Source organism: Oceanipulchritudo coccoides (genome assembly GCF_010500615.1).
Classification (GTDB): Bacteria; Verrucomicrobiota; Verrucomicrobiia; order Opitutales; family Oceanipulchritudinaceae; genus Oceanipulchritudo; species Oceanipulchritudo coccoides.
Window position 1 is genome coordinate 114,990 of record NZ_JAAGNX010000002.1, and the last position, 16,576, is coordinate 131,565.

The 16,576-nt window shown below is 54.5% G+C and carries 16 protein-coding genes and 1 rRNA gene (1 of these 17 running past the window's edge); 8 read left to right on the plus strand and 9 right to left on the minus strand.

What is annotated here, in order from left to right; translation table 11 throughout:
* From G0Q06_RS06160 to G0Q06_RS06180, 5 genes are all read right to left on the minus strand, one after another.
* Positions 1-1,165: ribosomal RNA gene (locus tag G0Q06_RS06160) — 16S ribosomal RNA — on the minus strand; it reaches 388 nt to the left of the window's first position.
* A gap of 487 nt (positions 1,166-1,652) precedes the next feature.
* Entirely contained in the window at positions 1,653-2,138 is a 486-nt protein-coding gene (locus tag G0Q06_RS06165) for a hypothetical protein (protein ID WP_163963551.1), read from the minus strand.
* Positions 2,135-2,812: a (d)CMP kinase gene (cmk, locus tag G0Q06_RS06170; RefSeq protein WP_163963553.1), complete on the minus strand. Its 678-nt coding sequence runs from the start codon at positions 2,810-2,812 to the stop codon at positions 2,135-2,137. The genes G0Q06_RS06165 and cmk overlap by 4 nt, the downstream gene beginning before the upstream one ends.
* Positions 2,802-4,139: a 3-phosphoshikimate 1-carboxyvinyltransferase gene (gene aroA, locus G0Q06_RS06175; protein ID WP_163963555.1), complete on the minus strand. Its 1,338-nt coding sequence runs from the start codon at positions 4,137-4,139 to the stop codon at positions 2,802-2,804. The genes cmk and aroA overlap by 11 nt, the downstream gene beginning before the upstream one ends.
* Positions 4,139-4,984, minus strand: a complete 846-nt coding sequence (locus G0Q06_RS06180; protein ID WP_163963556.1) for a prephenate dehydrogenase/arogenate dehydrogenase family protein — start codon at positions 4,982-4,984, stop codon at positions 4,139-4,141. Before G0Q06_RS06180 ends, aroA begins: the two co-directional genes overlap by 1 nt.
* Before the next feature lie 160 nt (positions 4,985-5,144).
* Here G0Q06_RS06180 and G0Q06_RS06185 point away from each other — a divergent pair, with 160 nt between their 5' ends.
* Complete coding sequence (locus G0Q06_RS06185) at positions 5,145-6,908, plus strand: SUMF1/EgtB/PvdO family nonheme iron enzyme (protein ID WP_163963563.1); 1,764 nt, start codon at positions 5,145-5,147, stop codon at positions 6,906-6,908.
* Between the two features lie 4 nt (positions 6,909-6,912).
* Complete coding sequence (locus G0Q06_RS06190; protein WP_163963565.1) at positions 6,913-7,050, plus strand: hypothetical protein; 138 nt, start codon at positions 6,913-6,915, stop codon at positions 7,048-7,050.
* Here the strand turns inward: G0Q06_RS06190 and G0Q06_RS06195 are convergent, their stop codons facing one another.
* Positions 7,051-7,344: a hypothetical protein gene (locus G0Q06_RS06195; RefSeq protein WP_163963567.1), complete on the minus strand. Its 294-nt coding sequence runs from the start codon at positions 7,342-7,344 to the stop codon at positions 7,051-7,053.
* An 87-nt stretch (positions 7,345-7,431) separates the two neighbouring features.
* On the opposite strand from G0Q06_RS06195, the gene G0Q06_RS06200 reads away from it, so the two are divergent.
* Positions 7,432-7,971, plus strand: coding sequence for a DUF3016 domain-containing protein (locus G0Q06_RS06200; protein ID WP_163963569.1), 540 nt, complete (start codon positions 7,432-7,434; stop codon positions 7,969-7,971).
* Here G0Q06_RS06200 and G0Q06_RS06205 read toward each other — a convergent pair.
* Entirely contained in the window at positions 7,957-8,514 is a 558-nt protein-coding gene (locus G0Q06_RS06205; protein WP_163963571.1) for a GNAT family N-acetyltransferase, read from the minus strand. The two genes, G0Q06_RS06200 and G0Q06_RS06205, sit on opposite strands and share 15 nt — an antisense overlap.
* 112 nt (positions 8,515-8,626) lie before the next feature.
* On the opposite strand from G0Q06_RS06205, the gene G0Q06_RS06210 reads away from it, so the two are divergent.
* The 4 genes from G0Q06_RS06210 to G0Q06_RS06225 all read left to right on the plus strand — a co-directional run bounded on the left by G0Q06_RS06210 (position 8,627) and on the right by G0Q06_RS06225 (position 12,228).
* Positions 8,627-10,738 (plus strand): protein-disulfide reductase DsbD family protein, encoded by a 2,112-nt coding sequence (locus G0Q06_RS06210; protein WP_163963573.1) that lies wholly within the window; start codon positions 8,627-8,629, stop codon positions 10,736-10,738.
* Positions 10,739-10,826: 88 nt separating this feature from the next.
* Complete coding sequence (locus G0Q06_RS06215) at positions 10,827-11,198, plus strand: Crp/Fnr family transcriptional regulator (protein WP_163963574.1); 372 nt, start codon at positions 10,827-10,829, stop codon at positions 11,196-11,198.
* A gap of 101 nt (positions 11,199-11,299) precedes the next feature.
* Entirely contained in the window at positions 11,300-11,776 is a 477-nt protein-coding gene (locus tag G0Q06_RS06220) for a peroxiredoxin (RefSeq protein ID WP_163963577.1), read from the plus strand.
* Complete coding sequence (locus tag G0Q06_RS06225) at positions 11,773-12,228, plus strand: thioredoxin family protein (RefSeq protein WP_163963579.1); 456 nt, start codon at positions 11,773-11,775, stop codon at positions 12,226-12,228. Before G0Q06_RS06220 ends, G0Q06_RS06225 begins: the two co-directional genes overlap by 4 nt.
* Positions 12,229-12,237: 9 nt before the next feature.
* Here the strand turns inward: G0Q06_RS06225 and G0Q06_RS06230 are convergent, their stop codons facing one another.
* Both G0Q06_RS06230 and hflX read right to left on the minus strand, forming a co-directional pair.
* On the minus strand, positions 12,238-13,491 hold the full coding sequence (locus G0Q06_RS06230) for a hypothetical protein (RefSeq protein ID WP_163963580.1): 1,254 nt from the start codon (positions 13,489-13,491) through the stop codon (positions 12,238-12,240).
* Between the two features lie 77 nt (positions 13,492-13,568).
* Positions 13,569-14,840, minus strand: coding sequence for a GTPase HflX (gene hflX, locus G0Q06_RS06235; protein WP_238710373.1), 1,272 nt, complete (start codon positions 14,838-14,840; stop codon positions 13,569-13,571).
* A gap of 259 nt (positions 14,841-15,099) precedes the next feature.
* On the opposite strand from hflX, the gene G0Q06_RS06240 reads away from it, so the two are divergent.
* Positions 15,100-16,488, plus strand: a complete 1,389-nt coding sequence (locus G0Q06_RS06240; RefSeq protein WP_163963582.1) for a sigma-54-dependent transcriptional regulator — start codon at positions 15,100-15,102, stop codon at positions 16,486-16,488.
* The last annotated feature ends 88 nt before the right edge of the window (positions 16,489-16,576 follow it).

Genomic DNA, 16,576 nt, shown 5'->3' on the forward strand with positions numbered 1-16,576 from the left:
TCCTTAGAGTCCCCAACTGAATGCTGGCAACTAAGGACAGGGGTTGCGCTCGTTGACGGACTTAACCGAACATCTCACGACACGAGCTGACGACAGCCATGCAGCACCTGTGAAGCGGCTCCGAAGAGAAGGTGCATCTCTGCACCGGTCCACTACATGTCAAGGCCTGGTAAGGTTCTTCGCGTTGCATCGAATTAAGCCACATGCTCCACCGCTTGTGCGGGGACCCGTCAATTCCTTTGAGTTTTAGCCTTGCGGCCGTAGTCCTCAGGCGGTACACTTATCGCGTTAGCTTAGCCACTGACGGGGTCGAAACCGCCAATAGCGAGTGTACAACGTTTACGGCATGGACTACAGGGGTATCTAATCCCTTTCGCTCCCCATGCTTTCGTCCATCAGCGTCAGTAATTGTCCAGTGAGCTGCCTTCGCCGTTGGTGTTCCTCCAGATATCTACGCATTTCACCGCTACACCTGGAATTCCACTCACCTCTCCAATACTCTAGCCATGTAGTTTCGAGCGCAGTTCTACAGTTAAGCTGTAGGATTTCACACCCGACACACATGGCCGCCTACGGACCCTTTACGCCCAGTAAATCCGAGTAACGCTCGCAGTCTCCGTATTACCGCGGCTGCTGGCACGGAGTTAGCCACTGCTTCCTCTCCAGGTTAATTCAGGTACGGCTATGAACCGTACGGTTAGTCCCTGGTGACAGGGGTTTACGACCCGAAGGCCTTCATCCCCCACGCGGCGTTGCACCATCAAGGTTTCCCTCATTGTGAATGATTCGAAACTGCTGCCACCCGTAGGTGTCTGGACCGTGTCTCAGTTCCAGTGTGGCTGATCATCCTCTCAGAACAGCTATCCGTCTTAGCCTTGGTGAGCCGTTACCTCACCAACAAGCTGATAGACCGCGAGCTCCTCCATAAGCGCCATTACAAGCTTTAGTACTTCTGCCATGCGACAGAAGACCACATTCGGTATTAATCCGCCTTTCGGCGGGCTATCCCGAACTTAAGGGTAGATTGCTCACGTGTTACTCACCCGTTCGCCGCTCTCATCACAACAAATCACCCGAAGGATCGATGTTGTGAATCCCGCTCGACTTGCATGTCTGAACCACGCCGCCAGCGTTCACTCTGAGCCAGGATCAAACTCTCCGAAAGAAAAAACTTTCAGATCGTTAGGATCCATCAAAAATTTCGGACCCTATAACGTCTGAACTGCCAGCAAGCTGACAGTGACGTCCTAGGTATAAATTAGGACACATAAACAAAGAATTGATCGGTTGGTATGTAACCATCCAATCACACTTAGTAAATTTCAAAGAACAGCGTTTCCCAATTTGGGAAAGCCCTCCAAAAAGGTGACGGATCCGAAGACCGTCAAGCCTTTTGCGAAACTTTTTTTGAAAAACTTCTGAAGGGCTGAAAAAGAACGTTTTTCCCAATTAGGGAAAGAGGACCATCATGCAAGTTCTGGAGAAGTCCGGTCAACACAAATATGAGAAAAAACTGAACTTTTCCGGAAGCGCCTGCCGGAGCGGTTGGGCCTCGAGCAGAGATAGCAAATGATCGACTTTCAATAAACAGGAAGTGCGCCAAGCAAGCAGGCTGGAAGGATCTGGCAAGCCTTTATTTTTAAAAAGCTTTCCTAGTCAAATTGTGCGAGAAAATCGTCCTTCCAGTAATACTGGTCCAGCAGGCCGGAAGTGGTCCTCCCCTGCAGGCGGCGGGCGACATAGAGGGCCTCGACGGAAGCGAGCCCGCGGGCAGGATCATCGCTGGTTTTGCTGACCCTCGGATAGGCGGTCACCAGGGAATCCGGAAGCGAGCGGAGGACGGGTGAGCCGGTGACACAGGCTTCAAGCCGGGGGAGGAGTCGCCATGTGCTGTCGAGAAGAAGAAGGGGCAACCCAGCGTCTGCTGAGGAAAGAACAGGCGCATCAAGGTGGAGCTGAACATAACCAGTAGCATCAAAGAGGAATCCCGGGCGGGCCGTCTCGAAACGGAGATCGGGCCGACCGACAAGAGGTTGCAGGCTGCATTTGGACTTTCTTTCCCTGGGATGGCGGATAACGATATCCTGCTGGTACGCACCCCCGGGCTGTGGCGAAAAGCCTGCCGAAACCTGACTCATGCGCGGATGATCTGGAGGATTTTATCAACAACCTCCTCGAGTGAGAGGTCGGAATTATCGATCACAACTGCGTCTTCCGCGGGCCGCAATGGGGCAACGGAACGGGAAGAGTCGGTCTTGTCACGGTCGGCGATGGCATCCACTCCACCCTCATGGACCCGTCGTTTCTCGCGGGTTGAGGTATCCGCAACGAGAAAGACCTTAACCTCGGCTTCGGGAAGGATGACTGTCCCGATATCCCGTCCATCCATAACAATGCCGTCGAAGCCGCTCCTTTTCGCAATATCGACTTGCCCCCGCTGGTAGGCTTTCACTGTTTCCCTGACAACGGGCAAGGCGGCGTATGGCGAGACACAACGGTTGATATTCTCGGACCGGAGAAGCTCGGGACCCGGAGGAGGCTGGTCGTTGAAGGAAATATAACTTTCGCGGCCCACGACATGGGACCGAAGGACCAGTTGTGAAAGAAAGTGTTTCAGGGAAATGGCGTCCGTGGGGGCGATGCCGGCCTGTTGGCAGGCATAGGCGACGGCACGATAATGCGCACCGGTATCCACATGGAGCAAGTTCAGTTCCTCGGCAAGGCGCTTGGAGGTGGAGGACTTTCCGGAAGCGGCGCCCCCATCAATAGCGATCACCTTGAAGGCCTTTTTGCTTGATAAATTATTTGTCATGAGAATTTCGATACAACAACTCAAGTTCCTCGAAGAAAGCGGGAAAAGTCTTCGCGCAGCAGGCAGGATCCCTGACATAAAGCCAAGGCTCGCCTGTCCCGAGGACATCACGGCAACCGAGGATACCAAATGACATTGCCACCCGATGATCCTTGTAGGAGTCAATAAAAACCGGCTTCGGACTACCGGAAATTCCTCCCGGGCCAACTGTAATGCTTCCTTCGTCCGTGCTGACTTGAGCCCCTGCCCTGCCAAGACCCTCGGCCATGGCATGGATTCGGTCAGTTTCCTGATACCGCGTGTGGTTGATTCCCGAAATGGTGACTGGCGCGGGCAGTAAAGGGGCGACTGCGGCAAGCGTAAGAAAAGTGTCTGAGAAAGTACGAAAGGAGAAGGCCCGTGCCTCTGCAGTATACACTTCAGGGGCTTCGACGAGCAAACCATCCTCCTTTTCAGTGATTCCCATTCCTAAATCCCGCAATACGCCGGCATATGCGGTATCGCCCTGAAGAAGCCCGGAATGCATGCCTCTCACGAGAACGGACCCACCGACAACAAGGGGCAGGGTCATGAAGTAGCTGGCAGCTGTGGCATCCGGTTCTATCGGGAAGCGGCTTTTCCCTGGCGAATACGATTGTCCGGCGGGGATTGAATAACCATCGGAGGGGGTTCCAGAAAGGTTGACCCCATACTGGTGCATCAAATCAGCGGTCATCTGCACAAAAGCGGGACGAACCCCCGGAGCGGAAAGAAAGACATTTTCGCTGGCGAACGGAGCCACCATCATAAGGGCGGAAAGCATCTGGCTGCTAGCGCCGGCATCAACCGACCAATTTCCCCCAGGCAATCCAGTGGTCTGGATTTCGAACGGGAAGCAATTCCGTTCACCCTCGAATGCAACACGGGCCCCCAGCCTCGTGAGACAATCCAGAAGCCCCTCCATGGGGCGCTTTCGCATCTCCTCGTCACCATCAAAACGATAGCGGCCATCAGGATGCAGGCAGACGAAGGCCGTCAGGAACCGCGCCGCCGTTCCGGCATTACCGACAAACAAGTCAGCAACGCTTTCCGGAATAGAGCCCCCTTCTCCCCTGATTACCATGGAGCGCTTTGCTTCATCCATGGAAACCTCAAAGCCCAGTGCTTGAAGATTCTGTACAAGCAACCGGGAATCGCGACTCACAAGGGCACCTTCGAGCTGAACCGTTCCCTTGGTCAGGGCGCTGAGTATGAGGGCACGGTTGGTCAGGCTCTTGGAACCTGGCAGGCTGACCGAACCACGACAGGGAGCACGCCAAGGTTTAACCGGGTACGGATCCGGGAGCATTAATCGAGCTCCTCCCGGTAAGATTGTCCGAGGGAGAGCCGGTGCCTTAAACTGGCCCACTCATCGTTGTGAATCAGTGAACGTATGGAAGCCAGCTCGTTCTCGAAGCCGTCCAGCGCTCGAAGCAACTCCTCTTTGTTCTCCTCAAATATAGATCTCCAAATCTCGGGACTGCCAGCTGCGATCCGGGTCGTATCACGCAATCCATTTCCTGAAAAAGCCTTCCATGCTTCGGGGCAGCGGCTGAGCTGCAAACACAGAACAGAGGCCAACAAATGAGGGAAATGACTGATATGGGCCACTATCTCATCATGTTTTTCAGGGCTGACGGAGGTCACCTCCATGCCGATGGCCCGCCAGAACCGGACGATCCGGTCGACTTCCCCGGATGGGGACTCCTCAATTGGAGTCACTAGACAGGCGCGGTTCTTGAAAAGGGTCGATTCGGCGTACTGCATGCCGCTTTTCTCCGATCCGGCCATTGGATGAGACCCGATAAAATTGGCATGATCCGGCACGAGATGGGCCGCCAGCCGGCAAATCCGGCTTTTTGTACTCCCCACATCGGTGACCAAGGCACCCTCCGAAAGCGCTCCGGCAATATCCCGGACAATTTCAGTGATCCGATCAACGGGCGTACAGATGACGATAAGTTCACTGCCCTGGACCGCTTCGGCCAGATCACTGAAGGCCTGGTCACACCAGGCTGAATCCTCGCAGGACTGGCGGCTCTCCGCGCGACGCGCCCAAACCTGGATGCGCTTTGCCAAGCCGTACTCGTGGGCAGCCATTCCAAGGGAAGCACCCAGTAATCCTGGCGCGATAATTGTGATTTGTTGAAACACGACCTTTTGTATGAATCCTCAATGCTTGTCTGAAAACCTAATTCTTCAGGAAGTTCAGCCAATTCGTCCACCCGTCTGTCTGGATTTCTTGAGGTTGCATTTTTTCGGCGAAAGGAGATGCTCTCCCATTTCCCAAAATTGAAGACCACCCTGATCTTGAATGAAATTCCTACATAAATACGGAACCCGGACAAATGAGATCCGGCGCGCTCGCCGGGAGCTTTACCTGCGAATTTCGATGGTTATCGCCGTCCTGCTCTTTTTCGCGGGAATGATAATTATTTCCAAATTCCGTCCGAGAATCGATGAGGACCAGGTCCCGGAAAGCGCTTTGAATGTGGGGGATCCCTTTAACAACCCCAAACTGATTCGTCTGCGGGCGGATGTGGAAGCCATCCTGAACCAAATTGACGGGGGGCCAAACGGCATGGAGGAAATGCAGGCCCTTGAAAGGGCAATTTCCTTGCAGCGGGAAGTAATCAGCCTGAGGGGCAGCGAAGTCGCTCCAAAGGCGGATTTGGACAAACTGGAGGAACTTCTCACGATGTATGATGTGGATATGGGGCGCTTTCTTATGGCCCAGTCTATGCGACTGGAGAAGGAGGCCGACGGAAAGATGGAGAATCGCGAGTACGAGGAGGCCATTCAGGCTCTCGAGAAAGCCCGCAATCTTCAGGAAGAAATTGACCAGCAATACCCACGCTCAACCGATCGCAATCCCTCGCGACTGCACCGACTGAACAATCAAATCCTATCCTGGCAGACCAAGCCTTTGGCTGACGAAGCAGACAGATTGAAGAGGGAAGCCTTTTCGCTGGTGGAATCTGGCCGCTTCGCCGAGGCCCGGGATAGTATCCAGAAAGCCCTGGAGAAGCAGCAGGAATTAAACGACTCATTCCGGAGTTCCCGCTCAGCCTCGATGGCCCGCATGCGGGAATTTGAAGATGCGTGGAAGCTTGTGCAGGTGGCTGAAGAGGCCAGCTTGGTTCAGACAATGACTCAGGAAGCAAGAAGCGCGCTTTCCTCCGAGCAATACACTTTATCAATTGCCCGCGCTGAGGAGGCAGAGATTATCCAGCGGAAAATCATGGATCGATTTCCGGAATTGGAGGTGGCGAACCCGGAAATCCTGATGGATATATCGCGGCTCAAGGACACGGCGGCGAGCCTCCCCGCTTTTAAGGAGCTCAACGCCCTGCAGGAATCTGTCCGGGAAATGCTCAGGACCCGCAATATGGAGCCGTTCAAAAACAAGGTTTCAGAATGGACGCGTGCCACGCAGGCATTCATTAGGGAGTTTCCAAACAGTGAGTATGCCGGAAATCTGGAGATGGAGAAAGTGGCGTACCTCCATGAGAATCGTGAAGATATTCCGGGAATTCTGGAAACTGTTTATGGGAATCTACTGCCGGTGGAAGGGTTCAAGGACAAATTGCTCTACCGGACGGAAGTCCCACAGTCCCTGTTTTTTCAAGTCACCAAACAAAATCCATCCGTTAAAAAGGACCCTGCCCTGCCAGTGGACTCAGTCACTTGGGAAGAAACAGGAGACTTTTTGAATAAACTCAGCTGGATTTTAGCACATCCCGTCTCGCTTCCCACTCTCGAACAGTTCAAGGCCGCCATTGGTTCAATGAATCCGGAGGAAATCCGTGCAACCGCTTGGTCTAGCGAGAATACCAGCCGCGAGATTCAACTTGTTGGGACTTCCAAGCCCGGCAAGAACGGCTTCTACGATCTTGCCGGAAATGTCGCAGAATGGCTTTCCGGGGAAGAAAACAATTTGACGGGACGCGCCACCGCTGTGGGCGGTTCCGCCCGGGACACTTCAACCCGGCTGGCAACTATCCCCGAGGAATCCCGCTCGAGGACTGAACGTAACCGGTTTGTCGGATTCAGGTTTGTGGTCGATTTTTCGGAGTAACAACATGCCATCCGACGAGAATTCCTCTCCGCCCGAGCCGGATAACGGCAACAACTACCAGACCGCTATCATTGTCATCACCGTGGTCATGGTGATTCTCCCCCTTGTCCTCGGTGCCATGCGGCTCCTTGGCTACATCTGATCAATTCGGCTTCAGAAAAGGCCGCGGGAGGCTCCAAGCGACAAGATACAGGAAAGGGGTCAGGACAATCCAAGTCGCCAGGTCCTTCCAGAAAATCATCAGGAAAAGAATGGTCAGGACATAGAATCCCGCCACGGCGCCCCCGAAAATCAACAAGCCCTTTTCCCGCCGGCCATCCAAAATGGCATTTACGGTCGCTCCGGGCTGCTTGCTTATCCGTATGAGCCGATAAGAGTGCCATAAACTGAGCCCTATGCCGCCAAGCAGCATATAAATGACGAGCATTTGTATCATAATTAGTTAAAGGGAATGAAAACAGGATGGGTCACAAGCTGTTATAGCCGAATTTTTCAGGAATTTGTAGAACATTTCCCAATTTTAATGTCTAATATAGACATGAAGACGATGAACATAATCTTTTCCGCCCTTCTGGGCCTGTCTCCTCTCGCCGGTATTTGTGGAACCGCAACAGCGGATTTTGCAAATCCCGAGGACTTCACGGACTTCTCGGTCAGCGGAATGTCCGAAGAGAAGACGCTGAACATATTTGAAGGCGAACTGGAGCAGGAACTGGAACGTATCGCTGACAAATACCTCGCAGAGGGTGAAACACTGACCCTTGTGTTCACGGATATCGACATGGCTGGAGACATTCAGCCATGGCGCAATCGGACCAACTCGGACATTCGTTATGTTGAAGCCATCTACCCTCCGCGGCTCCAATTCAGTTACTCCTTGGCCGATGCAGACGGCAATATCCTGAAGGAAGGGGAGGCAATCGAAAGCGACCTGGGATTCCAGATGAATATCAGTGCAAGCGTCCGGGGAAAAAACATGAGCTTCTTCTATGAGTTGGAGCTGTTGTCAGACTGGGCGCGAAAAGAGCTCGGCCATAAGGATGTGGATTCAAGTGGCGATTGAGCCATCCCACTCCGCCGCCAGGACACTGTAGACATCCAAGTCAACAAAGTGGTCGTAGAGCCACTCCGCCTCGCGCTGGGTTCCCTCGTGTGTGAACCCTAGTGATTCCGGGATTCGTTTGCTGCGGAAATTGTTGGTGGCACAGCGTACATAAACCCGGTTCATGCCCCTGTCGCTGAAAGCATATTGGACACAGCCGGCGACCGCTTCCCGCATAATCCCTTTCCCGCAGGCATCCTCGGAAAGCCAGTAACCCAAACTGGTAATGCGGTTGGCCATATCAAATCCATGAAACCCGACCAGACCGACCAGACCACCGTGGTGGCGAATCCCAAAATTGAAGCCTGCGCCGTGAAGAAACCCGCCGTAACTCATCTCAAGAAATTTTCGCGTATCAACCGGGCTGCGGGTTGAGTCCACCCAGGGAAGCCACTCCCGGAGATGGGCACGGTTTTTTTGGACAAGGGAAAAAAGCACCCCGGCCTCGCACGGGCGCAAGACCTTCAGCACAAGATCATGGGAAATGGAAATGATTGGGTCCATGAAAGCCCCAAATCAGATAGAAAGCCCCGATTTGCGCAATGAATTAAGTGGACTCAGGCTTGTCCCGGGGAGGTAAACAGGAATATTAAAGCCTTACCCGTATCTTAGACACATGCAGTTCACATCCAAGATTCCGAGAATCCTAATCGCGGGGATTTCCCTGTTAGGCCTGAGCCCGCTCATCGCCCAAAACAGCGAGCGTCTCCGCGACCAGTTCGTGGAAGGTGTCCTCATCGGCGAAATGGAGCACCTTCAACCGGGAACACCCTACCGGGTCGGACTATTGCTGGATCACGATCCGGGTTGGCACACCTATTGGAAATCCACGGCGACTGGATATGCCACCTCGATTGATTGGGATCTCCCGGAGGGATTCACAGTCAGCGATATTGCATGGCCAACTCCGAAGGTCTACGATTTCCAAGGCTGGACAGAATTTGTGTACGAAGGAGAGGTCCTTTTAATGGTCACCTTGACGCCTCCGGCCGATTTCCCCCCCGGCGAAGTGAAGATTGGCTTCACGGCGGAATGGTTGATGTGCGAGGCCGTCTGTGTTCCGGGCAGCATTTCCTCCAGCCTCACCCTGCCGGTCAAGGACAGCCCACCCGCGCCATCCTCTGAATGGAGTGGGATTTTCGGGCAGACCACCCGAAATCTGCCCGCAAAACCCGATAATTACACCCTTCAGGCCTGGTCGAGCGGAGCGCAAGTGACTCTGGAATTAAAGGGTGAGCTTCCTGAATCGGTATACTTCTTCGATGATCAGGCTGCCTTTGAGGCCTCCCTGGAGACCAACTTCAGCAAAACCGGTCCGGACACCTTGCAAGTCCGCCTTACCCTGGACAAGGCGACCAACAACATGCCGGCACGGCTCACCGGTGTACTCAAAGCCAAAGCGGGTTGGCCCGGGGCAGATGACCGGCCCTCCATCGCCATCGACCTGCCCATATCGGCGCAAGCTCCGGCGGCATCCACGAGCTCGCCGGAAATCACACTCGGCATTCTTCTTCTGGCCTTTACCGGGGGCCTGATCCTGAATCTCATGCCCTGTGTGTTCCCCGTGCTGGGAATAAAAATCATGGGATTTGTCGGGCAGGCTGGCTCCTCAAAGGGCAAGATCGCCACCCACGGGCTTATCTTTACTGCGGGAGTCCTGCTGTCTTTCTGGACGCTTGCGGCGGTTCTTCTCATCCTGCGTTCAGGCGGGAGCCAGCTCGGATGGGGATTTCAATTACAATCTCCGGGGTTTGTCCTCGCGCTGACGCTTCTCCTCTTCGCATTTGCCCTCAACATGAGTGGTTTGTTTGAGTTTGGGCAATCCGCCGTCGGGGTTGGATCTGAACTGACAGGAAAAAGCGGATTCACGGGTTCATTCTTCAGTGGCGTTCTTGCCACTGTTGTTGCCACTCCCTGCGCTGCTCCCTTTCTTGCTCCCGCACTTGGTGCAGCCCTCACCCTGCCAGCTGCCAGTTCCTTCCTCGTCTTCACCCTGATTGCCCTTGGCCTTTCCACCCCGTACATGCTGCTCTCGGTCTTTCCGGCATTGCTGAATTACCTGCCCCGACCGGGAGCCTGGATGGAGACCTTCAAACAGTTCATGAGCTTCCTCCTCTACGCCACTGTCGGGTTTCTGATCTGGGTGCTCGCAGGCCAACTGAGCGAAGAGGCCGGGTTCCCTGTCTTCAGCCTTCTGAAGGTTCTCCTCAGTCTGGTTGTCCTCGCTTTTGCCCTGTGGATTTTCGGGCGATGGGGGGCTTTCCACCAGAAGAAGAAAACCCGGTTTATGGCCACCGGTATTTCAGCAGCTATCTTGATTGGGGCGCTCGCGCTCGGCATCTCTGGAACGCAGGCTGCAGAAAGCGGAAGCAATGCCTTGGATTGGCAAAAGTGGGAACCCGGCAAGGCCGAGTCGCTCGCCAGCGATGGGAAGATTGTCTATGTCGATTTTACGGCTCGTTGGTGTGTCACCTGCCAGACAAACAAGGCCGCCGTATTCAGCTCAAGCAAGGTTCTGCAGCGATTTGCCGATCTTGAGGTCATCACCCTGAAGGCGGATTGGACCAACCAGGATCCCGAAATCAGCCAGGCACTGGCGAAGTTCGGCAGGTCAGCCGTGCCATTCAATCTTGTTTACGGGCCGCACCTCGAATCGCCTGAAATCCTTCCAGAGCTACTCACTCCGGGAATTGTCCTTGAGGCTGTGGAAGCAGCGGCAGCACCTTGAACGAATCCCGCCCCAAGGCATACAAGGCTTGCCAAAACAGGGTGGGATTACACAATCTGGCAGATCAATCGCAGTCTGTCTGTTTGTCATGGAAAAAATATTAGAAGTTAAGCCCGGAGAAACAATCCTCCGGCAAGGGGAAGAAGGATCGGGATTTTTTGTTCTGAAATCCGGAACACTTGAAGTTTACAAGGATGATGTGCTCTTGGCGGTCATCATGTATCCGGGAACGATCTTCGGCGAAATGGGAGATATTCTCGGCAGGCCCAGAACCTGCACCGTTAAGGCCAAAAACAGCGCTAGCATTGCCTACTATCCAGTTGATTCGCTGGACGAGCTGGTTACCGCAAATCCGGAAATCGCGGTTAAACTGATCCGCACACTGGCCAGCCGCCTCGACCGGACAACGCAGAAGCTGATTGATACAGCCCGCGAAAATCCCCTCTGGTCGACCAAATAGCCCGATTATCCCGGTCTGGGTTGCCATCGACTGGCAATCTGTCATTCTATTCAGGTATGAAAACCAACCTGTTGTTGATAATCCTTGTTTCAATTCTACCCATGTCCCTTTTTGCAAGCAACCCGCTCGAGGTCGGCGCCGAAGCCCCGACCATAACAGTCATCACCCACAAGGGAACCGAACTGAACCTCGGTGAACTGTATGCCAAAGGGCCTGTACTGGTTTATTTCTACCCGCGGGCCGATACGCCTGGATGTACCAAGCAAGCCTGCAATATCAGGGACAACTTCGATTCGCTCACAGCTGCGGGAATTGAAGTGATTGGTGTAAGCATGGACAGCGTTGAGGACCAGAGCGCATTCCAGGAGAAATATGACCTCCCCTTCCTGCTCGTCGCCGATGAAGACAAGCAGTTGGGTAAAGGTTTTGGAGTTGGCGGCTTCATGGGGATGGCCTATCGCCGGCAGTCCTTCCTGGTCGTTGATGGCACGGTTGTCTGGCGTGACCTGAAAGCAAAACCTGCCTCGCAAAGCGCAGATATTCTTGCCGCTTTGAAAGACCATTCCGAAGCCAAGTGAAGCGATTCCACGCGGCCTTCGCCCTACTCGCCATTTTCTGCCAAGGCTTACCCGCAACAGAGATCAATCTTCTCGAAGAGGATTGGTCGGTGGCGACAGAAAAGGCACAGGAATCCGGCAAATACTTGTTCATTGCCTTCCTCGGTGATGGCTGGTCGATGGGCAGCAAACGCTTCCAGGAGGCCGTGCTGGATACGCCCGAATTCAAGCAATTCGCCGCAAGTCATCTTGTCTATTGTCCGGTCCTGGCGCGCAGCATGCCCAAACTGGGAAAGAAGCAAACAGCGCGTCTTCAGTCGCTTGTAATTCACTTGGATATCAAGTCTTACCCCACCTTCATCCTCATTGCACCCGACAGGACAGAAGTCCTCAGACACGGTTATATCAAGGAAACCGCGAAGGAATACATTGCGCTCCTTGAGGCCCTGTTGCCTGTCCGGGCAGACCCGTAGACCAAGCCGCTAGACGGCGTTGATGGCAAAGGCAATGGCAACGCTGACACCGAGACCAAACCCTGCCTTCACCATGTCCTTGCGGGCCAGCTTGAAAGCCTTCTTCAGGCTCCGGCTTTTTGTTCCAGAAATGGCAAAGGCAATCTCCCGCCCGGCAAGCAGTCCAAGGAAGACCCATGTCGTACTCATCGGCACGTTGCTCTGGATCTTGAAGATGTAGAGAACAACCCCATAAATCAGGTCAACAATGGTCGCTGACCGGATATCGTGTGTGTTCGTCTTGGACGTTACCACTTTCTGGATCTTGCCGCCCCGGTTGTAGTAGATAAAAGCCTGGACAAGCACCATCCAGAAAATTGCAAAACTCAACCACCCAATACTGGGCATTCTGGGCAGGTAGACAAAGATATTGGCCATGTCCTGGATAAGCCACATCGACCAGAGGAAGGCTGTCGAAGCCCACTGGAAAAATACCCAGACAGGCTTGATGCCCTCCTCCCCTTCCTTGCGCCAACGGGATTCCACTGTCCGCATGACAAGGACATAGATCACAATCGCCGAAACCATCGCGACAAAGTAGCCCATCAGGGATTTGGTCAGCATGCTCGTGAGAACCGCCGGTTGGAAAGTGACCAGGACGAGGAAAGACGTACTGACTGGAAAGCCGTAACGCGTCAGGATCAGCAAGGCGAAAGGCGGAATAAGATGCTTCCAGGTGATAAAAAACTTAACATCGCGCCTTATTTCCATGCGCTCAACCACTTCGCTGACCCGTTCTTCCACGCCACGCAGAATGACTGACTGTGCCCGCGTCACATTTTCGCTGGCACGATAATTCTGCAGGAAGGCCAGCTCCCCTTTCAGACCGTCAAGCGAGACATCCAGCTTTTTGGGAGTCTTCACAAAGACCGATTTGGTTTCTTCGAGTTGCGCGGAAAGACGCGCCAGATGGATCAACATCTCATCCTCCGGACTTTCGTCGCTCAAGCCCTCCTGCGCGGACGAGATCGCCTCCATCGCTGCACTGATGGAGACGGACTTGTCATAGACCTTGTTCAACCGCGAGTAGGATGGATCCTGATTGTGGGTCAGCCACCCGTTCAGGATGACGACCACCATGACCGTGCTGCTGAAAAGCCAGAGCTGCCACCACTTCCGATGGGAATTGGAATACAGGAACGTTCCAAGCGTTTGAATTGAGTCATTGCCGACGATGGAGTACGCCGCCAGCATGAAACCAAGGATCATGAATACTTCCGTCATTGCTGTCTGGTTGGATCAAAAGCAAGCCTGCGGGGAGTTTCCCGAATGACAACGGAATTAACCGGAAATTTCACCGGTCAGGAAACGACAAATTCCTCGTACTGCGACCGAATGCGATTGGGGACATTGGCCACGAGCCGCAGTCCTTCATCCCCAGCCTTCTCCTCCTTGACGGTCCCCTGCTGGTGTAGCTGACTGATCAACTCATAGCGGTCAAACGGTATCAATAAATCCATGGTCACCATCCGGTCCTCAAGGAACTGCTCAAACTGGGCCGTCAATTCCAGGAGGCCCTCACCCGTCATTGCGCTCACCGGAACCGAAGGACGGGACAGTCCCTTGGGAAGGCGGACTGCCGGCACCCGGTCGAGCTTATTGAACACGGTGATCATCCGTTTTTCATCCGCCCCTAGCTCCTTCAGGACGGCATTGGTGGTCACCAGTTGCTGTTCATACTCGGGGTTGCTGATATCGACTACATGGACCAGAAAATCCGCCAGCACAGCCTCTTCAAGAGTCGCCTTGAAAGCCTCGACAAGCTTGTGTGGGAGGCGCCGGACAAAGCCCACCGTGTCGGTCAGGAGCAGCTTCTGGCCGGAAGGGAGGCGCATTTGACGCGTTGTGGGATCCAATGTGGCAAAGAGCTTGTCTTCCGAAAGGACCCTTGCCCCGGTCAAGGCGTTCAAAAGAGTGGATTTCCCGGCATTTGTATAACCGACAATGGCGGCTGTCGGCACCGGAACGCGCTGCCGTTGCTTTCTCTGGGTATCCCGGTGGCGAATAACGGCTTCCAGCTCCTTTTTTAATTTGGCAATGCGTGTCCGGACCATCCGGGCGTCCAGCTCAATCTGGGCCTCACCCTCACCACGCTGCGTGACGCCACCACCACCGCGCTGCCGGCTCAGGTGTGTCCAGGCATTCTTCAGGCGGGGAAGAGAGTGTTCGGCCCGTGCCAATTCGACCTGCAGGACGGCCTCGCGGGTCTGCGCGCGCTCACTGAAAATATCGAGGATTACCTCCTGGCGGTCTATAACACACATTCCACTGGCGGCTTCCCAATTACGCTGTTGAGCTGGACTCAATTCTGCCTCAAAGACCAGGCAATCTGCCCGGATCTCCCGCGCCCGCTCCACCACGGATTCCATCTTACCGCTGCCCAGCAAGTAGCGCGCCTGTGGTTTACGCATGCGGACCTGTTCCTTCCCGACAATCCCGATCCGCAAGGTATTGACGAGCTCCTCAAGTTCATCGAGCAGGCTCTCGCAATCGGATTCGCTGTCCGTGGGGCCAGCCACTCCGACAAGGTAGGCCCGCTCGACCATTTTTGGCTTTTCTCTGACGTCAAACATAGGGTGCCCTAATTCAGGCAAAGGAGAGCATCTTGTCCCCTGCCGGAGCCCCTTGTCAATTGGATGTCCATGAAAAGAAATTGTGGAACAATTCATGGAAACTGAAGACTGATGAATTGTTCCTTACCCTAGGCCCAACTGGAATGAGAAAGGTTCCTGCTCTGGTTGAGCCCCCCTGATTGGCTCTGGTAGGCCCGCCCTGATTCTTCAGGGCAATCCGGCTTGCCAGAGCCTCTTTTTTCGAGAGTCTGGAGGCATTATGCTGAATGGACGGCAAATACTTGTCATGGAGGATGAGACGCTCCTGCGAAAGTCCCTTTGCCACTATCTGGAAAGCAAAGGCGCCGAGGTCTTCCCCGCGGGCAACATCGAGGAAGCAAGGCGGATTCGGGAATCCACCGAACTCGATTATGCCCTGCTGGATATCAACCTTCCGGACGGGAACGGGTTGGATTTGCTGGATAAGCCGGGATTCTCCGACAACACCAGAATTGTCATGATGACTGCCGACGGCGGTATCCGTACAGCGATTGAGGCAATGCGGCGCGGAGCAAGCGACTACCTGAGCAAACCTTTCGATCCGGAAGAACTGCCCATGGTGTTTTCCCGTATTGCCCGGGAGGGGGCGCGACAGCGGAAGGAACAATTTGAACGGGATACGCACGCCACTCCGGGGAAATCCCTTTTTACAGGAGCCCGGCTCCGCTTTATTGAATCCCAGCTCGATAAGATTCTCGAGGCCGACGCGCGTCTGGGCTCGGCGCTTCCCCCGGTGCTGATCGAGGGAGAGACGGGGACCGGCAAATCAACATTGGCCCGCTGGCTCCACCAGCATGGGCCGCGCAAGGAGGCCCCGCTCATCGAAATCAATTGTTCCGCCCTGCCCGAATCGCTGGTCGAGTCTGAACTCTTCGGGCACGAACGGGGGGCTTTCACAGATGCCCGCAAGGAGCGGATCGGCCTCTTTGAGGCGGCTGATGGCGGCACCCTCTTTCTCGACGAAATTGCCAGCCTCTCCCTCCCGATTCAGGCCAAGGTCCTCACCGCTATCGAGGACGGCCACATCCGCCGTGTCGGTGGAAATGCCCAGCGGAAAATTGATGTCCGCCTCATTGCCGCCTCGCTTCACTCACTTGATAAACTTGTCCGGGAGGGCAGTTTCCGGGAAGACCTTTACCATCGTCTCAATCTTCTGCACATCCGGATCCCTTCATTGCGGGAATTTCCGGATGATATTCCGGCGCTCGCCCGGCATCTCCTCGATGACCTGAAAAAGCGCTATCGTTTCCCGGAGGCCACCATCTCAACCGGGGGCATGCAACGCCTTGCCGCTCAACCCTGGCCCGGCAACGTCCGGGAACTTATCCACGAGATTGAGCGATCGCTTGTCTTCCAGAATTCCGGTAGCCTTGAGTTTGAATCACTGGCGGATCCAGCAGGTGGAAATAGTCCGGAAATACGGTTGGATACGCTGAAAAATCCTTACTGGAGCTTGCCTGAGACCGGATTTGATTTTGAAGCCGCTCTCAAGGATTTGACCAAGGATGTGATTGAGGAAGCGCTCGATCAGGAGAATGGTAATGTCTCGGCGGCGGCGCGACGCCTTGGTGTCCCGAGGGACTTTATCCGCTACCGTATTGACTCCTGATTGGGGGATATTTCCCAATCCGGTTTCTCAAAAGGCTCTCCCAGTTGGGGGATTTTTCCCAATTGCGTGTTTTGGCCAACCCCGCCCG